General features: G+C 65.9%; 15 protein-coding genes and 3 pseudogenes. 10 read left to right on the top strand and 8 right to left on the bottom strand.

Annotated elements, in window-relative coordinates; genetic code table 11:
* Positions 1–1,065 (top strand): glucuronyl hydrolase, encoded by a 1,065-nt coding sequence (locus tag QSJ95_RS20155; RefSeq protein ID WP_285644840.1) that lies wholly within the window; start codon positions 1–3, stop codon positions 1,063–1,065.
* A gap of 96 nt (positions 1,066–1,161) precedes the next feature.
* On the opposite strand, the pseudogene QSJ95_RS33035 reads toward QSJ95_RS20155, so the two are convergent.
* Positions 1,162–1,293, bottom strand: a pseudogene (locus tag QSJ95_RS33035) (integrase); the annotation flags it as partial.
* 152 nt (positions 1,294–1,445) lie between these two features.
* On the opposite strand from QSJ95_RS33035, the gene QSJ95_RS20165 reads away from it, so the two are divergent.
* The 3 genes from QSJ95_RS20165 (at position 1,446) to QSJ95_RS20175 (ending at position 5,571) form a co-directional block, all read left to right on the top strand.
* On the top strand, positions 1,446–2,000 hold the full coding sequence (locus QSJ95_RS20165; protein WP_009619857.1) for a sigma-70 family RNA polymerase sigma factor: 555 nt from the start codon (positions 1,446–1,448) through the stop codon (positions 1,998–2,000).
* A complete protein-coding gene (locus tag QSJ95_RS20170) occupies positions 2,000–2,989 on the top strand; it encodes a FecR domain-containing protein (protein WP_285644841.1) in 990 nt (329 codons plus the stop codon). Before QSJ95_RS20165 ends, QSJ95_RS20170 begins: the two co-directional genes overlap by 1 nt.
* 170 nt (positions 2,990–3,159) lie before the next feature.
* Entirely contained in the window at positions 3,160–5,571 is a 2,412-nt protein-coding gene (locus QSJ95_RS20175) for a TonB-dependent siderophore receptor (protein WP_285644843.1), read from the top strand.
* Positions 5,572–5,865: 294 nt separating this feature from the next.
* Here QSJ95_RS20175 and QSJ95_RS20180 read toward each other — a convergent pair whose 3' ends face one another.
* Positions 5,866–6,285, bottom strand: a complete 420-nt coding sequence (locus QSJ95_RS20180) for a hypothetical protein (protein WP_043274036.1) — start codon at positions 6,283–6,285, stop codon at positions 5,866–5,868.
* Between the two features lie 235 nt (positions 6,286–6,520).
* On the opposite strand from QSJ95_RS20180, the gene QSJ95_RS20185 reads away from it, so the two are divergent.
* The 3 genes from QSJ95_RS20185 (at position 6,521) to QSJ95_RS20195 (ending at position 8,124) form a co-directional block, all read left to right on the top strand.
* A complete protein-coding gene (locus QSJ95_RS20185) occupies positions 6,521–7,078 on the top strand; it encodes a type 1 glutamine amidotransferase domain-containing protein (protein ID WP_285644846.1) in 558 nt (185 codons plus the stop codon).
* A gap of 34 nt (positions 7,079–7,112) precedes the next feature.
* Positions 7,113–7,418 carry a YgaP-like transmembrane domain gene (locus QSJ95_RS20190; protein ID WP_009619847.1) on the top strand — a complete coding sequence of 102 codons (306 nt, stop codon included), beginning with the start codon at positions 7,113–7,115 and terminating at the stop codon, positions 7,416–7,418.
* Between the two features lie 433 nt (positions 7,419–7,851).
* Positions 7,852–8,124, top strand: coding sequence for a hypothetical protein (locus QSJ95_RS20195; protein WP_009619846.1), 273 nt, complete (start codon positions 7,852–7,854; stop codon positions 8,122–8,124).
* Between the two features lie 20 nt (positions 8,125–8,144).
* Here the strand turns inward: QSJ95_RS20195 and QSJ95_RS20200 are convergent.
* Positions 8,145–8,341, bottom strand: a pseudogene (locus QSJ95_RS20200) (thiamine pyrophosphate-binding protein); the annotation flags it as partial.
* A 418-nt stretch (positions 8,342–8,759) separates the two neighbouring features.
* Here QSJ95_RS20200 and QSJ95_RS20205 point away from each other — a divergent pair.
* Positions 8,760–8,993, top strand: coding sequence for a hypothetical protein (locus QSJ95_RS20205; protein WP_177331073.1), 234 nt, complete (start codon positions 8,760–8,762; stop codon positions 8,991–8,993).
* 20 nt (positions 8,994–9,013) lie between these two features.
* Here the strand turns inward: QSJ95_RS20205 and QSJ95_RS20210 are convergent, their stop codons facing one another.
* Complete coding sequence (locus QSJ95_RS20210; RefSeq protein ID WP_285644851.1) at positions 9,014–9,238, bottom strand: PLD nuclease N-terminal domain-containing protein; 225 nt, start codon at positions 9,236–9,238, stop codon at positions 9,014–9,016.
* A 192-nt stretch (positions 9,239–9,430) separates the two neighbouring features.
* Between QSJ95_RS20210 and QSJ95_RS20215 the strand changes: the two genes are divergently transcribed.
* Positions 9,431–9,790, top strand: a complete 360-nt coding sequence (locus tag QSJ95_RS20215; RefSeq protein WP_009619842.1) for a hypothetical protein — start codon at positions 9,431–9,433, stop codon at positions 9,788–9,790.
* Positions 9,791–9,820: 30 nt separating this feature from the next.
* The gene (locus QSJ95_RS20220; RefSeq protein WP_009619841.1) at positions 9,821–10,429 is read left to right on the top strand and encodes a Yip1 family protein; all 609 of its coding nucleotides are present in this window, start codon (positions 9,821–9,823) and stop codon (positions 10,427–10,429) included.
* A 193-nt stretch (positions 10,430–10,622) separates the two neighbouring features.
* Here QSJ95_RS20220 and QSJ95_RS20225 read toward each other — a convergent pair whose 3' ends face one another.
* The 4 genes and pseudogenes from QSJ95_RS20225 to QSJ95_RS20240 all read right to left on the bottom strand — a co-directional run.
* Complete coding sequence (locus QSJ95_RS20225) at positions 10,623–12,593, bottom strand: hybrid sensor histidine kinase/response regulator (protein ID WP_064582923.1); 1,971 nt, start codon at positions 12,591–12,593, stop codon at positions 10,623–10,625.
* 86 nt (positions 12,594–12,679) lie between these two features.
* The gene (locus QSJ95_RS20230) at positions 12,680–13,435 is read right to left on the bottom strand and encodes an alpha/beta hydrolase family protein (protein ID WP_285644855.1); all 756 of its coding nucleotides are present in this window, start codon (positions 13,433–13,435) and stop codon (positions 12,680–12,682) included.
* Positions 13,432–14,532 carry a DUF3182 family protein gene (locus QSJ95_RS20235; protein ID WP_285644857.1) on the bottom strand — a complete coding sequence of 367 codons (1,101 nt, stop codon included), beginning with the start codon at positions 14,530–14,532 and terminating at the stop codon, positions 13,432–13,434. Before QSJ95_RS20235 ends, QSJ95_RS20230 begins: the two co-directional genes overlap by 4 nt.
* Before the next feature lie 209 nt (positions 14,533–14,741).
* Positions 14,742–15,659 (bottom strand): annotated as a pseudogene (locus QSJ95_RS20240) (IS3 family transposase); the annotation flags it as partial.
* Positions 15,660–15,782 lie beyond the last annotated feature (123 nt).

Genomic DNA, 15,782 nt, shown 5'->3' on the forward strand with positions numbered 1-15,782 from the left:
ATGCAAGGAGTCGATCTCTATCAAACTGCTATCCATGCCATCTTCAAGCGAATGGATGAGATTGCAGCGCAATGCGGCGACCGTTTCCCTTTGTTCCGCCCCGACGTTGCCACACAGTGGAAGCTATCCCGGCGAGGCTCCTGGCTAGGTGGCTTCTGGGCCGGGCTATGGTGGCGGCGCGCCGCCTATACGCGCAGTGCCGACGATCATGCAGTAGCAAGAACCTGGTCAGCGCAACTCCAACCATTGTTGAGTGAACCATCGATCAATCGCAGTTTCGTTTTCTGGTATGGCGCAGCTATCGGTCATCAGGTGTTCGCTAAAGACCAAGCGGCCCAGCAGCTTGCGGGCCACGCAGCTCTTGCCATCTCCGCAAGCTTTGACCCCGTATGGGGTTGCTGGACGTCTGGCCCAGGCATGGGTGCCGGTGAACCCGGAACACGCACGCTCAATGTCGACGCGCTGGCTCCGACGCTGGCATTACTCCATTCCTATGGAGGCCCGAAAGGAAGGGTACAGGCGCACCAGCATCTACAGACCTGCCTTCGCTATCTCGCAACCGAGCACGGCGCCTGGCGGGAGAATGTCGTTCCGGATATTGATGACGATATGCGGCAGGAAGAGGCCGGAACCTGGCCGCGCGGGCAGGCCTGGGCAATGCTGGGCATGGCTGAAGCGGTACGGCTGTATGGAGATGTCTATCGACAATCGGCGTTGCAGGCTTGCGCCTATTGGACCGAACACTGGGGAAGCTCTCACGAGAGTGCGGAACCAACAAAGCCGCCAATCCCCCAGCAGGATCTATCTGCGCGAGTGATCTCTGCATTGGCCATGCTGAAGCTGTCGCAGTGCGCTCCGGACCAACATTGGCTGTGCCAGCAGGCACATACGCAAATTTCTTCAGTACTCGATGCCAGTAATGTTGCTGAAGCAGGACAATTTGTTGGTCATCTTTATCGCGTTGGTCCGGATGACGAGCAACTGGTTGAGTCAGCCTGCGCGACCTTCTTCTTGCTTGAAAACCTACTCAGCCTGCAAAGCTCTGTGCTCATCGCCTCAGAGTGACTCACACCCGGGAAAAGCACCTGCCCGTCTCGGCCGTCCGCTACGGCTGGCGCAAGGGCGTGGCCTTGACTACCTGACCGACCAGGCCGACGAGGCCATGTAACGAACGATTTCAATCGCCTGAACAGACAGAGGCACGATGTAGGGTGGAATGATCCAGAGGCTACGCTCGAGGTCGAATTGGTCCGGGATCACAAGCCGCAATTCGCCAGAACGTAAAAGCAACCGAGCAAAACCTTGCCCGAGCGAGCAAACCGCAGCGCCGGCAGCGGCGCCGAGTTGCTGGCCAATGGCAAGCTATGTGATGATTAGTATCGATTCTCATTTACCAAAAGACTCTGATGGCCGCGGGACACCACCCGGCGGCGTGGTGACTGTCTGTGAGCTCATCTGCCTATGCCACTCCCCCATCGCTGGAGACGCTGTACTGCGACCATCACGGCTGGCTGCAGGCATGGCTGCGCAGGCGCCTGGGGCACGCCAGCGATGCCGCGGACCTGGCCCACGACACCTTCCTGCGGCTGATCGGCGGGGCCAGCCAGCCACGCTTCGCCAGCATGGCCGAAGTGCGCGCCTACCTGCGAACCACCGCCAAGAACCTGTGCATCAACCTGTGGCGGCGCCAGGAAATCGAACGCGCCTGGCTCGACACCTTGGCGGCGCTGCCGGAAGAGCAGTGCCCCTCCGCCGAGCGGCAGGCCGCGGTTCTGCAAGCCCTGGAGGAAATCAGCTGCATGCTGCAGACGCTGTCCGCCAAGGCGGCACGGGCCTTTACCCTCGCCGTGGTGTGCGAGATGACCGACGACGAGGTCGGCGCGCAGCTGGGGGTTTCCGGGCGCATGGTGCGCAAGTATGTGGCCCAGGCCATGCTCGCGTGCCTGACGTTGCGCGCCGGCGAGACGGCTGCCGCGTTGCGCCAGGAGCCGCTCTACTGATGGCGAACCCCGGTCACGAAAGCCCCCTGCCCTCGCACGCCGTGCTGGAGCAGGCGGCCTACTGGTACGCCACCCTGCGTGACGGCCAGGCCAGCGCCCAGCAGCGCGCCCACTGGCAGGCATGGCTGGGCGCGGATCAGATGCACGAGCAGGCCTGGCGTTATGTCGAAGGCGTCAGCCGCAACTTCGAGCCGCTGCGCGGCCGGCCCGACACGCACCTGGCCGCCGATGCGCTGGGTATCGCCGCCGAACGCATGCATTCGCGCCGCCGGCTGCTGACCGCAATGGCAGCCGTCAGCACTGGCACCCTGTGCGGCTGGCTGGGCTGGCGGGAAGCGCTGTTGCCGCCCGCCCTGATGGCCTGGGGCGCGGATTACCGCACCGCCACCGGCGAGCAACATGAAATAACCCTGGCCGATGGCTCCCGCGCCTGGCTCAACACCGCCAGCGCCATCGACCTGGCGTTCAGTGCCCGGGCTCGCCGCGTCACGCTGGTGCGCGGCGAGGTGTTCATCGCCACCGCCAAGGGCGCGCGCCCCTTCTACGTCGAGACCGGGCATGGGCGCCTGCAAGCGCTGGGCACACGCTTCAACGTGCGCTGCGAGGGTGAGCGAACCTGGCTGGCCGTCTATGAAGGCGCTGTGGAAATACGCACTGCCAAGGGCGCCGTCCGCGTGCTGAAGGCCGGCCAGCAGGCGCATTTCAGCGCCGGGCACATCGGTGACAGCCAGACCGCCGACGCGGCCCGTGAAGCCTGGACCCAGGGCTCGCTGCTGGCCGACAACATCTCCCTGCGCGAGGTGGTGCAGGAGTTGCGCCGCTATCGCCACGGCCACCTCGGCGTTGCCGATGAGGTGGCCGACCTGCGGGTGTACGGCAACTTCCCCATCCAGGACTCCGAGCGCGTGCTGCGCATGCTGGCCTCAGCGTTGCCGATCCGTATCGAACAGCCCCTGCCCTGGTGGGCGAGCATCGAAGCCCGGCGCTGAGCCGGGCGGGCAAAAAAAAATCGGAAAAAGGGTTCCGGGTTTCGCCCGCTCGCTGGTTTACCCAGTGAGAAGACGTGAAACATCGCCGCATCGGTGCCTCGAGGGGCCGTATGGCATCGGCGGTTGAGGGTCTTCGCTCATCAACCCTTGTCCCCAGAGGAATGCCGTCCATGTCCCTCCGCTGTCACCCGCGCGCTGCCCACCCGGGTGTTGTCGCACACGCTTTTGCCCTGCGCCCGCTGACCCTGGCGCTTCACCTGGCGCTATCGGGCAGCGCCGTGGGCCTGGCGGCCTGGTCGCCGGTCGCCATGGCCGGGGACGGCGTCGTGGCCAGCGCCGAGCGCAGCTACGACATTCCCGCCGGCCCGCTGGCCAGCGCGCTCACGCGTTTTTCCCGCGAGGCAGGCGTGTATCTGGTCGGTGCCGGCAGCGTGGCCGAGGGCGTGACCAGCCCGGGCCTGCAAGGCAGCTACACGGTGTCGGACGGCCTGGCCGCGCTGCTTTCCGGAACCGGCCTGGAAGCCGTTCGGCAGGCCGATGGCAGCTATGGACTGCAGAAGGCGCCAAGCGCGGAGCCCTATCGCCTCGCTCCCGTCATCGTCAACGCCCAGGCGGTAGCGGACGACCCCGCCGCCTCGGTGGTGACCCGGGAACTGTGGGTCGGCGGCAAGGTGGCGACCAACATCCAGAACACCCCGGCCTCGGTTTCCGTCGTGACCCAGAAGGAAATCGAGCAGCGCAGCGCCAGCACGACCGAGGAAATCCTGCAGTACACCCCGGGGACCATCACCGACTACTACGGCACCGATGACCGCAACGACTACTTCCTGATTCGCGGCTTCCAAGCCACCACCTACCGCGATGGCCTGACCCTGGGCTCGATGCGCGGTGTGCGCGAGGAGCCTTTCGCCTATGAGCGCGTCGAGGTGCTGCGCGGCGCCAACTCCACGCTGTTCGGCCCGGCCGACCCGGGCGGCTCGGTGAACTTCGTGACCAAGCAGCCGCGTTTCAACAGGTTCGGCCAGGTCTATGCGACCTACGGCTCGTTCAACCACATGGAGGCCGGCCTGGATACCGGCGATGCGAACGAAGAGAAGACCCTGGCCTACCGCTTCACCGGCAAGTTCCAGGACAGCGATCGCGAATACGACCACTCCCAGGACGACAACAACTTCCTCATGGGCGGCCTGACCTGGGCGCCGACGGCCTATACCTCCGCCACCCTGGTGGTGGACCACCTGCGCCAGGACAACACGCCCAACAGTGGCGGTTACCCGATGGATAGGGAGTATGACCGCGACAAGTTCTTCGGCGAGCCGAGCTACAACTTCCACGATGTCGAGCGCACCAACGTCAGCGCCAACTTCACCCATGATTTCGACAACGGTTTCACCCTGCGCAGCAACCTGCGCCACAGCGACCTGAGCGATGAATACGGCTATGCCTATATCAGCGACGCTGCCGGGCATACCGGAACCCTGGTCGACCGTGGCTACCTGGGTTCCGACAGCGACGCCAAGCAGTTCAACGGCAACCTGATGCTGCAGTACGACGCGCGCTTCGAGAACATCGACAGCAGCAGCATCGTCGGCGTGGAATATCTCGACTCCTCCGCCAAGAACGTCTCCGTCTACGGCTCCGCCGACCCGATAGACGTTGCCAACCCGGTATACCGCGGCGTTTCGCCGGCCATCGTCTACCAGGACAAGGACCAGGACAGCACCATCAAGTCGGTGTTCCTGCAGCAGAACCTGTCGTTCTTCGAGCGTTTCATCGTCACCGCCGGTATGCGCAACGACTCCATGGACGTTTCCGAAACCGACCACCTCTCCGGCATCAAGTCCTCGGACAATTTCTCGGAAAACTCTTTCCGCGGCGCGCTGACCTATATCGTCAACGACGAGGTTTCCACCTACGTCAGCATGGTGGAGTCGGTTTCCCCGCCCGAGGTCGGCGTCACTCCGGAGCGCGGCACCCAGTACGAAGTGGGTGTGAAGTATTCGCCGCAGGAGATGAACGCGCTGTTCTCCGCTGCCGTCTACCAGCTGACCCAGGACGATGTCGCCACCGCGGTCGTACAGCCGAACGGCGTCATCGACCAGCAGACCGTAGGCTCGCAGCGCGTGCGAGGCCTGGACCTGGAGGTCAAGGCCGAGCTGACGGATAACCTGAGCCTGGTCGGCGGCTACTCCTACATGGACACCGAGGTGCTTCGCGGTGCGCTGCAGGTATGGAGCGGGACGGGTTACGAGGTCGTGTCGATCAAGGGCAACCAGCTCGTCTCCGCACCCAGGCACTCGGCTTCGCTCTGGAGCTATTACAGCGTGCCGGGAACGGACGTCAGCGTCGGCCTGGGCGCCCGTTATACGGGGGCCTACTATTTCGGCGACTTCAACGACACCGGCAAGAGCGACGCCACCACGCTGTTCGATGCCGCGTTCAACTACCAGCTCCTCAAGGACACCGACCTGGCCATCAACGTCAGCAACCTGTTCGACGAGCAGCACGTGGTCGGTCGCGGTAGCGCGGACTACTACAACCCGGGCCGCGAGATCACGGCCAAGGTGAGCTACAACTGGTGAGGCGCGGGACGCGCGAGCCGATCGATTCCGCCCGGGTCGCGCGTCCGGCGGCGGCTTGCGCATGGGCGAGGCCGCCAATTGAAAAGACCGCCCAGGGCAACCCGGCGGTCTTTTCTGTCCGGGGCTCGGCGGAAGGGAGGGCTGGGCGGGATGATTTCCAGTAGTTTTCGCTGGAACGAAAAAAGGGCCTTTCGGCCCTTTTTTCAGTGACTTGCAAATGCCAGTGGACATTGGCGGCGATGACTTCGATGAGCACTTTTCCCCGCAGACCAATGTCTATCGCTGCACCTCGCCTCAGATCATCGGCTTGTCGTCGATTCGGTCCCGCGCGGCGCTTGCGGCCAGGGCGTCGAAGGTTTCCGCGCTCAGCGCCTCCTCGCCCTGCTCGTCGAGCAGCCGGCGGAACACCAGGTGCTCCGGGAAGCTGCGGCCGATCAGCGTCAGCAGGCGCACGCCACGCTCGGTCAGCTCGAAGTTGTTGCCGGTGCCGCCATGGTCTCGCGGCCGGTCCTGGATGAAGCCGCCGTCGAACAGCACGCCCTCCAGGTCGCCGGCCACGCGCTTGATGTGGTCGACGCTGCCGCCCAGCGGCTCGCCCTGGGCCAGGCGTTCCTCGGCCACCTCCTCGCCGTACTCGCGGGCCTTGTAGGGTTCGTCGGCGCATTGCTGGGCGTGTAGCAGCAGTTGTTCGATCAGGTCCCAGTCGTAGCTCATGGCGTGTCTCCCGCGCTGTTCGTTTCGTTGGCTTGCCGGTGTTTCGCGCCGGCCCTGCCTGTTGCGACTGCCCGGCCCGCCATGGGTTCGAACGCACCGAGCAGCGGCGCGCTGTTCCGTTGGGCAATTCTTTCGAACTCGCCGCCGCCACGGCTTCCAAAGCCTGGTGAGTGCCGCGCCGCGAGGCGTGGCCGGCCACTGCGCCCGCGTGGCGCTTCAGCGAAGGAGCCCGATCATGAGTGCGAACCTGCAAGGCAAGAAAGTCCTGATCATCACCGCCAACGCCGGCATCGAGCGCGACGAACTGCTGCGCCCGCTGCAGGCCCTGAAGGATCAGGGCGCCAGCGTCAGCCATGCCAGCATCCAGGGCGGCGAAGCCCAGACCTGGCTCAAGGACAGCGAGAAGGACGTAACGGTGAATTCCGATGCCCGGCTCCAGGGCCTGAGCGCCGCGGACTACGACGCCCTGGTGATACCCGGCGGCACGGTCAATGCCGACACCCTGCGCCAGGATGCCGATGCGCAGCGCCTGGTCCGCGAGTTCGCCGAGGCCGGCAAGACGGTCGCGGCGATCTGCCATGGCCCCTGGCTGCTGATCGATGCCGGCGTGGTCTCCGGCAAGACGCTGACCTCCTATTCCAGCGTGCGCACCGACCTGGCCAATGCCGGGGCCGAGTGGGTGGACGCGCAGGTCAAGGTCTGCCCGGCCCAGGGCTGGACGCTGATCACCTCGCGCAACCCCAGCGACCTGCCGGCCTTCAACGAGGCCATCGGCCAGGCCCTGGCGGCCTGAGGTCCATCCGCCCATGCAGACAGAGGGACAACAGATGAGTGCACAGAATCTGGGCCGCTGGGAGCGGCTGTTCTCGGTGGCCCTGGGCCTGGCCGGGATGCGCAACGGTTTTCGTCGCGGCGGCCTGCAGGGCTGGCTGGAAGTGGGCGCCTCGGCGCTGATGGTCAAGCGCGGCCTGACCGGCCATTGTCGGGTCAAGGCGGCGCTGCTCGGCCACGGGGACGGGCATGCCGAGGCAGCGCCTGGCGTCATCCCTGGGCCGGCTCGCGAAAGCCAGGAAAAGCGCGTGGACAACGCGCTGGAGGAAACCTTTCCGGCCAGCGACCCCATCTCGCCCTGAAGGGGCGCGCAAATGAGCGGCGTCCCGGCGCGGTCGAACGGCTGCGCCGGGTGCAATCAGAGTGGGGAAAAAGAAGCTTCATCCCTGAAGCGAGGCATCTGAACAAAGGAACCGAAGTGATTCTAGGTACAAGCCCAGGGCGCTTCCACATTCATTGAAAATACTGTTGAAACCCTTCACAAGCTCCTGATAAGGCGTGCATTTTGCCATGTAATCCGTGTAATTCGCCTGATATCCACTGGCTATCGCGGCGCTGCCATCGGCAACTTTTCTGCTTATAACCGGCAACTTTAAAAAACCTCGCCAAGGTTATATTCAAAATTTCTTCACGCCGATTTTCCGCCTTGAAACAGTCCGGGGCTTACCTTAGTTTTCCCTTCCGCAACCTGTCGGCGTCTTGCAGAAATCCAACCCCATATCGTGAAGTCGCCCGATGGAAAGATTGCTCTCCCCGCAACAGCAACAAGAGGCGGTCAACGTCTTTCTGCGCCTGGTGCCCACCCTGGCCAGAGAGATAGAACTTTCACAACTTGCAAGCGACGAGGATCTGGACTCCTATCGACTCAGGAAGGGCTGGGGCGAACTTTGCGCGCAAGCCAAGCATTCGGGGCTGGAGCCCTGGTTGTTCGCCCATATGTTGCTCGGCACGCCGAGCGAAGAATTGGAAAGACTCAAGGCGTTGCGCAGACATATGACCTTCCGCTGAAGCCGCTTCTCCGGTCCCGAAGAAGCCTGTTCAACCTGCTGCTGGTAATCGCTGCCCAGGGAGGTCACCGCCTGCTGGCCGACGATGGCCAGCACCGGCTGGTGCTCCTGCGCGCGTCGTACAGCCCGTTGAGCAGGTGGATGGCGGTGGCCAGGCAGACGCCGACCTCACCAATGCGCCGAAATGCATCGGCAAGGGCGTGAATGGATGCTTGAAAAAAGCACCCCGTCCCTGGGGCGTGCATATCAAGGGGAGTTCGCAATAACTATTCAGGCAGAGCCTGGCAGATGGCGCAATCGACATTGAAAAATCGAACCGATAAAGCCGATTCCCGCATATTGCATGAAGGATTGCCGGCCGATGACCGCATCATGCTGATATCCAAATGATGCTATCGCTTCTTCGCGCCCAGTGAATCCGCGGCATACGACGAATTGCTCGAAATTTGCGCGCAACGTCGTATCCATAATTTCAACTGATGGCCTTTTTCGCTTGAGCCACCGCACTTACAGGCGTACTTTTTCAGGTCTTCTGCTACATATTTCCCTGGATGTTCTCGGGGCCTTTCCCTTCACCAGGCTTTTCCTCCCCTCCTCATGCAAATCCTATTGAACTCCGCGCAGCGGCAGGCTGCCGTGGCGGAGTTTCTTCGCCGCGTTCCTGCCCTGGCCCGGGAGATAGAACTGTCCCGCCTCGAGGAAAACGAAGACGCACAGGCCTACCGCCTGCGCAAGGGCTGGGCCGAGCTGTGCATCCACGCCCGCGCCATGGGCGTCGAGCCCTGGCTGTTCGCCCACCTGCTGATCGGCACCCCGGCCGAACAGGTCGAGCGGTTGAAGAACACGCGCAACCCGCTGCTGCCCGACTGAACCTGCCCTGCCCGGGCCGCTCACTCGCCGTGCTCCCCCGAGCCCGGCGGCTGCGCCATGCCGCGGGGCCCGGCGATGCCCCAGATGGCCAGGCCAACCACCGGGAAGATGGCGATCAGCAGCGCCCACAGGGCCTTGGCGTTCACGCCCTTGTCGCTGCGGAACACGCTGACGATGGCCCACAGGTCCAGCAGCACGATGATCACCGCCACGGCGATCAGCATCAGGGAGACGAACGGGGTCATGGCGCACCTCCTCGGCACAGTCGATGTCTGCGGTGGGCCGGCCCGAGCGGCCAAGGTTCCATCGCCTGGACCGGCGCCGCGGCGGCGTACCGTTCGTCCCGGTGGCTGAACATGGCCGCCGCCCTCCAGTCCTCCGAGAGACCGCCGGGGTCATGCCGGCGGCCAGCCATCGACCTACAGGAGGACCGGCACATGGGTTGGAACGACCATCAGGACGCCGCATTCACCGCCGCGCTGCGGCAGTTGTTCGCCCAGGGCAGCCTGGAACCGGACAGCCGCGAGGAGATCCTCGCCCGCTACATCCTCGAGCACGGTTTCGCCGCGCTGTCCGAGGAGCAGCAGCAACGCTTCCGCGACGAACTGCTGCCGCGGCTCAGGGAGGTCTCCGGCGCCGCCGTCCTGCCGATGGACATCCCCCTGCAGGAAACCACCCCGCCGCCCAACGGCGGCATCAGCGATCCGGGCATCAACGACCCGGGCAACGAAGACCCCGGCTCGCTGCTGGAAAGCGAACTGCCGGACGCCGGTAGCAAGAGCAAGCATTCCCGCTGACAGCCCGGCGCAACGGAAGGAGGCTCATCGATGATCCCGTTCACGACCCTGCTGACCCAACCGAAACACGCCTGGGGCGACCTCAGCGCCAGCGTCGACCGTCACCCGCGGGCCTTCGTGCCGCTGTGGCTGGCCCTGCCGCTGATCCCGGCGATCTGCCTGTTCATCGGCACCACCCAGGTGGGCTGGCGACTGCCGGGCAACGACCAGACGCAGTACCTGAGCGCCAGCAGCGGCGCGCTGCTGGCGCTGTGGTGCTACCTGGGCTTTCTCTGCGGGGTGGTGATCATGGCCTACCTGGTGCGCTGGGTGCTGTTCCGCACCGAGAGCCGGCCGGACATCGGCCGCAGCATGGCCTTCACCACCACCATCGCCGTGCCGCTGATGCTGGCCGGGGTGGTGGCGCTGGTGCCCTCGCGCTGGCTGATGCTGCTCGCCGCCGCGCTGGCCACGGCCTGCTCGGCCTTCCTGCTGTTCAGCGGGCTGCCGGTGTTCATGCACCTGCGCCAGCGCAAGGCGGTGTTCTATGCCGGCTGCATCCTCGGCTTCGGCTTCCTGGCGCTACTGACCACGGCCTTCGCCTTCCTCGAACTCTGGGGGCAGAGCATGGCCGGCAGCGGCGAATACCTGGAGCAGTGAGCCCGGAGGCGGCAGCGGCTCCTCCGGGGGCTGCTGCATGGGCACCTCCTCGGGGAAGTCCTCGGGCACCTGGCTTTCCCGCTCGGGCAGCGTCGGCGGCTGCTCGGGCTGGGGCCGCTGGAGTTCGGTGAACGGGGCCATGGCGTACCTCCTGGGCAAGGGTGGCTGTCACCCTTGCTTTGGACGCGGCGCCTCAGTTTGGTTCGGTTTTTCCGGCCTCGGCCTGCACCTCCACCAGCAGCGCCAGCAACTGCTCGCGGTCGAAGGGCTTGGCCAGGCGCCGCAGCGACGCCGGGCAGCCCTCCAGGCGCGCCGAATAGCCGCTCATCAACACGCAGCACAGCGCCGGGTGCGTCTGCCGGGCGCGCTGGATCAACTGCATGCCGTCCAGGTCGGGCATGGCGTAGTCGGTCAGCAGCAGGTCGAACGCATCGCCTTCCTTCTCCAGCAGCTCCAGGGCGTGCTGCGAGGAGTCGGCGCGGCGCACTTCGCAGCCCAGCTCCAGCAGCATGGCCGCGGTGCCGGTCAGCACCAGCGGGTCGTCGTCGACGATGAGCACACGCAGTTCCACCGTTTCCGGCAGCGCCGCCTGGGCCGCCGTGTCCTCGGCGTCGTCCGCTTCGCCGTCCGCCGCCGGGAGCACCGCCGGCAGCCAGATTTCCGCGGTGGTGCCCTGCCCAGGCGCGCTGTGCAATATCAGTGCGCCGCCCTGCTGCTGGGCAAGGCCGTGGACGATGGACAACCCCAGGCCGGTGCCCTTGCCGGTGGCCTTGGTGGTGTAGAAAGGCTCCGCCGCCCGGCGCAGGGTCTCGGCGTCCATGCCCTGGCCGGTGTCGGAGACCGCCAGGCACACGTAGTCGCCGCCGGCCAGGTTGGTGCGCTGGCCGTCCAGCAGCGTCTCGTTGCGCGCCGAGATGGTGATGGCGCCGCCCTGGGGCATGGCGTCGCGGGCGTTGGTCGCCAGGTTGATGATCGACAGTTCCAGCTGGTTCTGGTCGCTCATCACCCGGTTCAGGTGCAGCGGGAAGCGCGTTTCGATAGTGATGGTCGGCCCCAGCGAGCTAAGCAGCAGCTCGCTCATGTCCTGCAGCAGCGTCGGCAGCTCGATCGGCTGCGGGAACAGCCGCTGCTTGCGGGCGAAGGCGAGCATCCGCTGGGTCAGCTGGGCGCCGCGGCGGGTGGCCTCAAGGGCGTTGCGCCAGATGTCCTGGACGCGCTCGGCGTCGGCCGGCAGGTGCCGGTGCAGCAACTGCAGGCCACCGATGATCACCGTGAGCAGGTTGTTGAAGTCGTGGGCGACGCCGCCGGTGAGCTGGCCCAGGGACTCCATCTTCTGCGACTGGACCAGCTCGTTGCGGGCCCGCTCCAGTTCCTCCTGGGCGTAGCGCTTGTCGGTGATGTCGCGGGTGATCTTGGCGAAGCCCAGCAGGGTGCCGGCCTCGTCGTGGACCGGGTCGATCACCAGGTTGGCCCAGAAGCGGCTGCCGTCCCTGCGCACCTGCAGCCTCTCCTCCTCGTAGCGCCCCTCGGCCAGGGCGATGTTCAGGCTGCGTTCGGGCACGCCGTCGTTGCAATCCTCGACGGTGTAGAAGCAGGAGAAGTGCCGGCCGATGATCTCCTCCGGGCGGTAGCCCTTGATCCGCTGCGCCCCGGAGTTCCAGCTGGCCACGCGGCCGTCGGGTTCGAGCATGTACAGCGCGTAGTCGGACACGCCGTTGACCAGCAGGCGGAACTGCTCCTCGCTGCGCCGCAGCGCCTGCTCGGTCTCGTGCTGGGCGGTGCGGTCGCGGGTGATCTTCACGTAGCCCAGCAGCTCGCCGCTGTCGTCGCGCACCGCGTCCATCACCACGTGGGCCCAGAAGGTCGAGCCGTCGCGGTGCAGGCGCCAGCCCTCGCTTTCATAGCGGCCCTCGCGCGCCGCGGTGGCCAGCGCCCGCTCGGGCAGCCCCGCCTCGCGGTCGGCGGGCAGGTAGAAACAGGAGAAATGCCGGCCGATGATCTCGCGCGCCTCGTAGCCCTTGAGCCGCTGCGCCCCGGAACTCCAGCTGCCGACCAGGCCGTTGGGGTCGAGCATGTAGATGGCGTAGTCCGTCACTGCCTCCATCAGCAACCGATAGCGGGCGTCCTCCACCAGTTGCGCGTTGCTGGCGATCGTTCCTGACATGGCGTTCCTCCACCGAATCGCTTCAGCAAAGCACAGCTTCGCCGGGCGCACCTCCCTGGCCGCCCAAAGGAGCACCCCGGCGTGCGTCAGCCCAGCACCAGGCGGTTGGCGCGCTCGCCCACCACCATCTCGGTGATCCAGCGCACCAGGATGTCGGTATAGGCGTCCTGGGCCAGCTCGGTGCTCAGGGCGTGATCGGCCTGGTCGATGATCCGGTGGGTCAGCGAGTGGGTCTGCTGGAAGGCGGCGCGGTAGCTGAGGATGGTGGCGCGGGGGATGAAGTCGTCGTGCTCCGACTGCACCAGCAGCACGTCGCCGGAGAAGGCCGCGCAGGCGCGCAGGGCGCGGTTGCTCGCCGCCGGCACGCGGCTGGAGCGGTACGCCATCAGGTCGTCGCGGGGCAGCTCGCGCTTGGGCCGGTCCCAGTCCTCGTCGCGGTACAGCGCCGGCACCCGCAGGGCCAGCCAGCGGATGCGCCGCAGCTCGGTGAGGATGCAGGCGAGGTAGCCACCGTAGCTGGTGCCGACCACGGCAATGGCCTCGGGGTCGATCTGCGGGTGCGCGGCCAGGCGGTCGTAGGCGGCCAGCAGGTCGCGCAGGTTGTGCTCGCGGGTGATCCACTCGCGCTGGCGCTCCTCGGCGCCGTGCCCACGCAGGTCGAAGGTCAGGCACACGCAGCCCAGGCCGGCGATGCCGCGGGCGCGCTTGAGGTCGCGCTGCTGGCTGCCGCCCCAGCCGTGCACGAAGAGCACGCCGGGCACGTGGGTGCGCGGGCTGAGGAAGTTGCCCTGCAGGCGCAGGGAGTCGACATCGATGTCGACGCGCTCGTCATAAGGCGTCATAGGTCCTCCACCATGGCGTATTTCAACAGGAAGTCGCCACGCCGGTCGGAGCCGCGGTAGATCACCCGGGCATTGGCCGGCAGCGCCTTGTCCTCGAATATCTCGAAGGACGAAGCACGCACCGCCTGCAACGCCGGATCGGCTACGAAGGCCTGCAACGCTGCCAGTTCCGCGCCGCTGGCGCCGCCGACGCGCCAGGACTGCTCCAGCACGCCGCTGCGCGCGCGGCCGGCGGCATCGATGCCCTGGGCGACGTCGTAGTTGCGCCGCGAGGCGAAGAAATGCGGCAGGCACTGGCTGGCGGCCCGGTCGAAGGCCCGGCCCTGCTGGATGGCCAGGCGCACCTCGGCGGCCAGGTCCAGCCCCAGCAGGGCGTCGAAGCCGCCGCGCACCACCAGCAGGTCGGAGCCGCCGTAGACCAGTTCGCCGCGGGCGTTGCGGTTCTGCTGCTGGAAGCCGTGGTAGGACAGCAGCACGCCGCTGACCTGGGCCTGGCCGACGCTGTGGGTGCGCACTTCGCCGAGGTCGTCCTCGATGGCCAGGCCGGCAAGGTAGTCCGCCTCGTCGTAGCCCGCCAGCGCGGCCTCCAGTTCATCCGCATCGGCCACCACCCGCTGTCCCAGGCCACCGCGCGCGCCGGCCGGCTTGAGCCGCTGCGGCCCCCGCGGCAGGCGCGCGCTGGCGCAGCGCCAGGCGTCCTGGCGGCAGAACGCGCTGTGGCCATCCAGCACCACCGGTGCCACCCGCTCGGCGAAACCGGCCGCCCAGCCCTTGGGCGTCAGCGCGGCCTGCTCAATCAGCGGGTGGACGATGGCCTTGCCGGCCTGGTGGGCCTGCTCGACGTAGCCGCCGAACAGGTCCAGCGGCCCCTGCACGCCCAGCTGGCGGGCCTGCTCGCGGCCCACCAGGGTCTCGCTGGGCACCCAGTAGTAGCGCCGCCGCGGGTCGCGTTCCGCGGGCGGGCCGTCGAAGAACTCCAGCCCCTGGATTTCCGCCAGCCAGCGAGCCAGTTCGCGGTTGCTGCAGGCATCCTCGGGCGCCGGTTCGGCCTGCGGCGAGGTGGCGATGACGATACGGCGGTTCTCGGCGTGGATCATGCGGCCGCTCCCTTCGTGCGTGGCACATGAACACTCGACTGTGCCCGCAGTCAGTGGTTCTACACGCCCGATGAAGCGAGGACAGGACGATGGACCAGGACCGCGAAGCGCAGATACGCCAGATGTCTTGCAGGCCGCGCCGAGGTGCTTTTCGTAGGATGGGTTGAGCTTGCGAAACCCATGCGGTCATGGTGATGGGTATGTGGTGGTCAAATAATTTCGGACACTTCGATAGGTTGTTTGGGTGGCCTGCGCTCGTAGCGGGTGGGTGGCAGATAGCCCAGGCTGGAATGCAGGCGCACGTTGTTGTAGAAGCCGACGATGTAGTCGGCGATGTCGCTCATAGCCTCGGCATGATTGGCGTAGTCACGTTGCCAGACCCGCTCCATTTTCAGGTTCAGGAAGAAGCGTTCCATGACCGCGTTGTCCCAGCAATTTCCCTTGCGGCTCATGCTCAAGATCAGGCCATGCCGCCTGAGCAGCGCGCGATAGACCTCGCTGGCGTACTGGCTACCACGATCCGAGTGCACGATCAGGCCCGGCGCGGGTTGCCGCTGAGCAATCGCCATCTGTAGCGCCGAACAGGCCAGTTCCGCCGGCATGTTCGGGGCCATCGCCCAGCCAACGATCTTGCGCGAATACAAGTCCATCACCACAGCCAGGTACAGCCAACCTCGGCGGGTGCGGATGTAGGTGATATCCGCCACCCAGGCCTGGTTTGCCGCCGGAGGATCGAACCGGCGGGCCAGGATATTGGAGGCTATCGGCAGGTCATGCTTGCTGTTGGTCGTGTGCACGAACTTGCGCTTCCAGACTGGCCGAAGCCGGTGCTCGCGCATCAGCCGGCGGACTCGGTAGCGCCCTACATGCACGCCCTCGCCATTGAGCGCGGCTTGCAGGCGACGGCTCCCATAGGTACGCCCGCAGTTCATGAACAGGGCTTTCAAGGAAGCGGCTACCGGGCAGTGCAAGGCTGGACGCAAGGGGCGGCGCTGCGCGGCGTAGTAGCCCGACCGACTGACACCCAGCAGCCGGCACAGCCGCGCAACCCCGGCCTTCTTCTGCTGCTGCTGAGCGATCAATCGGTGAATCACTTCAGTTCGCGGGCGAAGAAGGCCGAGGCCTTCCTAAGAAACACCTTCTACAGCCTGAAGGGTGAAGCCAAATTCAGCAGCCCGACGGTGCAAGCCTTTGACAACACGCTCGCGATACTTTTGCTCGTAGTGGTCGGCGCCCGGATCCTCATAGGC

The sequence above is a fragment of the Pseudomonas sp. NBRC 100443 genome (genome assembly GCF_030268185.1).
In the GTDB taxonomy this organism is placed as follows: domain Bacteria; phylum Pseudomonadota; class Gammaproteobacteria; order Pseudomonadales; family Pseudomonadaceae; genus Pseudomonas; species Pseudomonas citronellolis.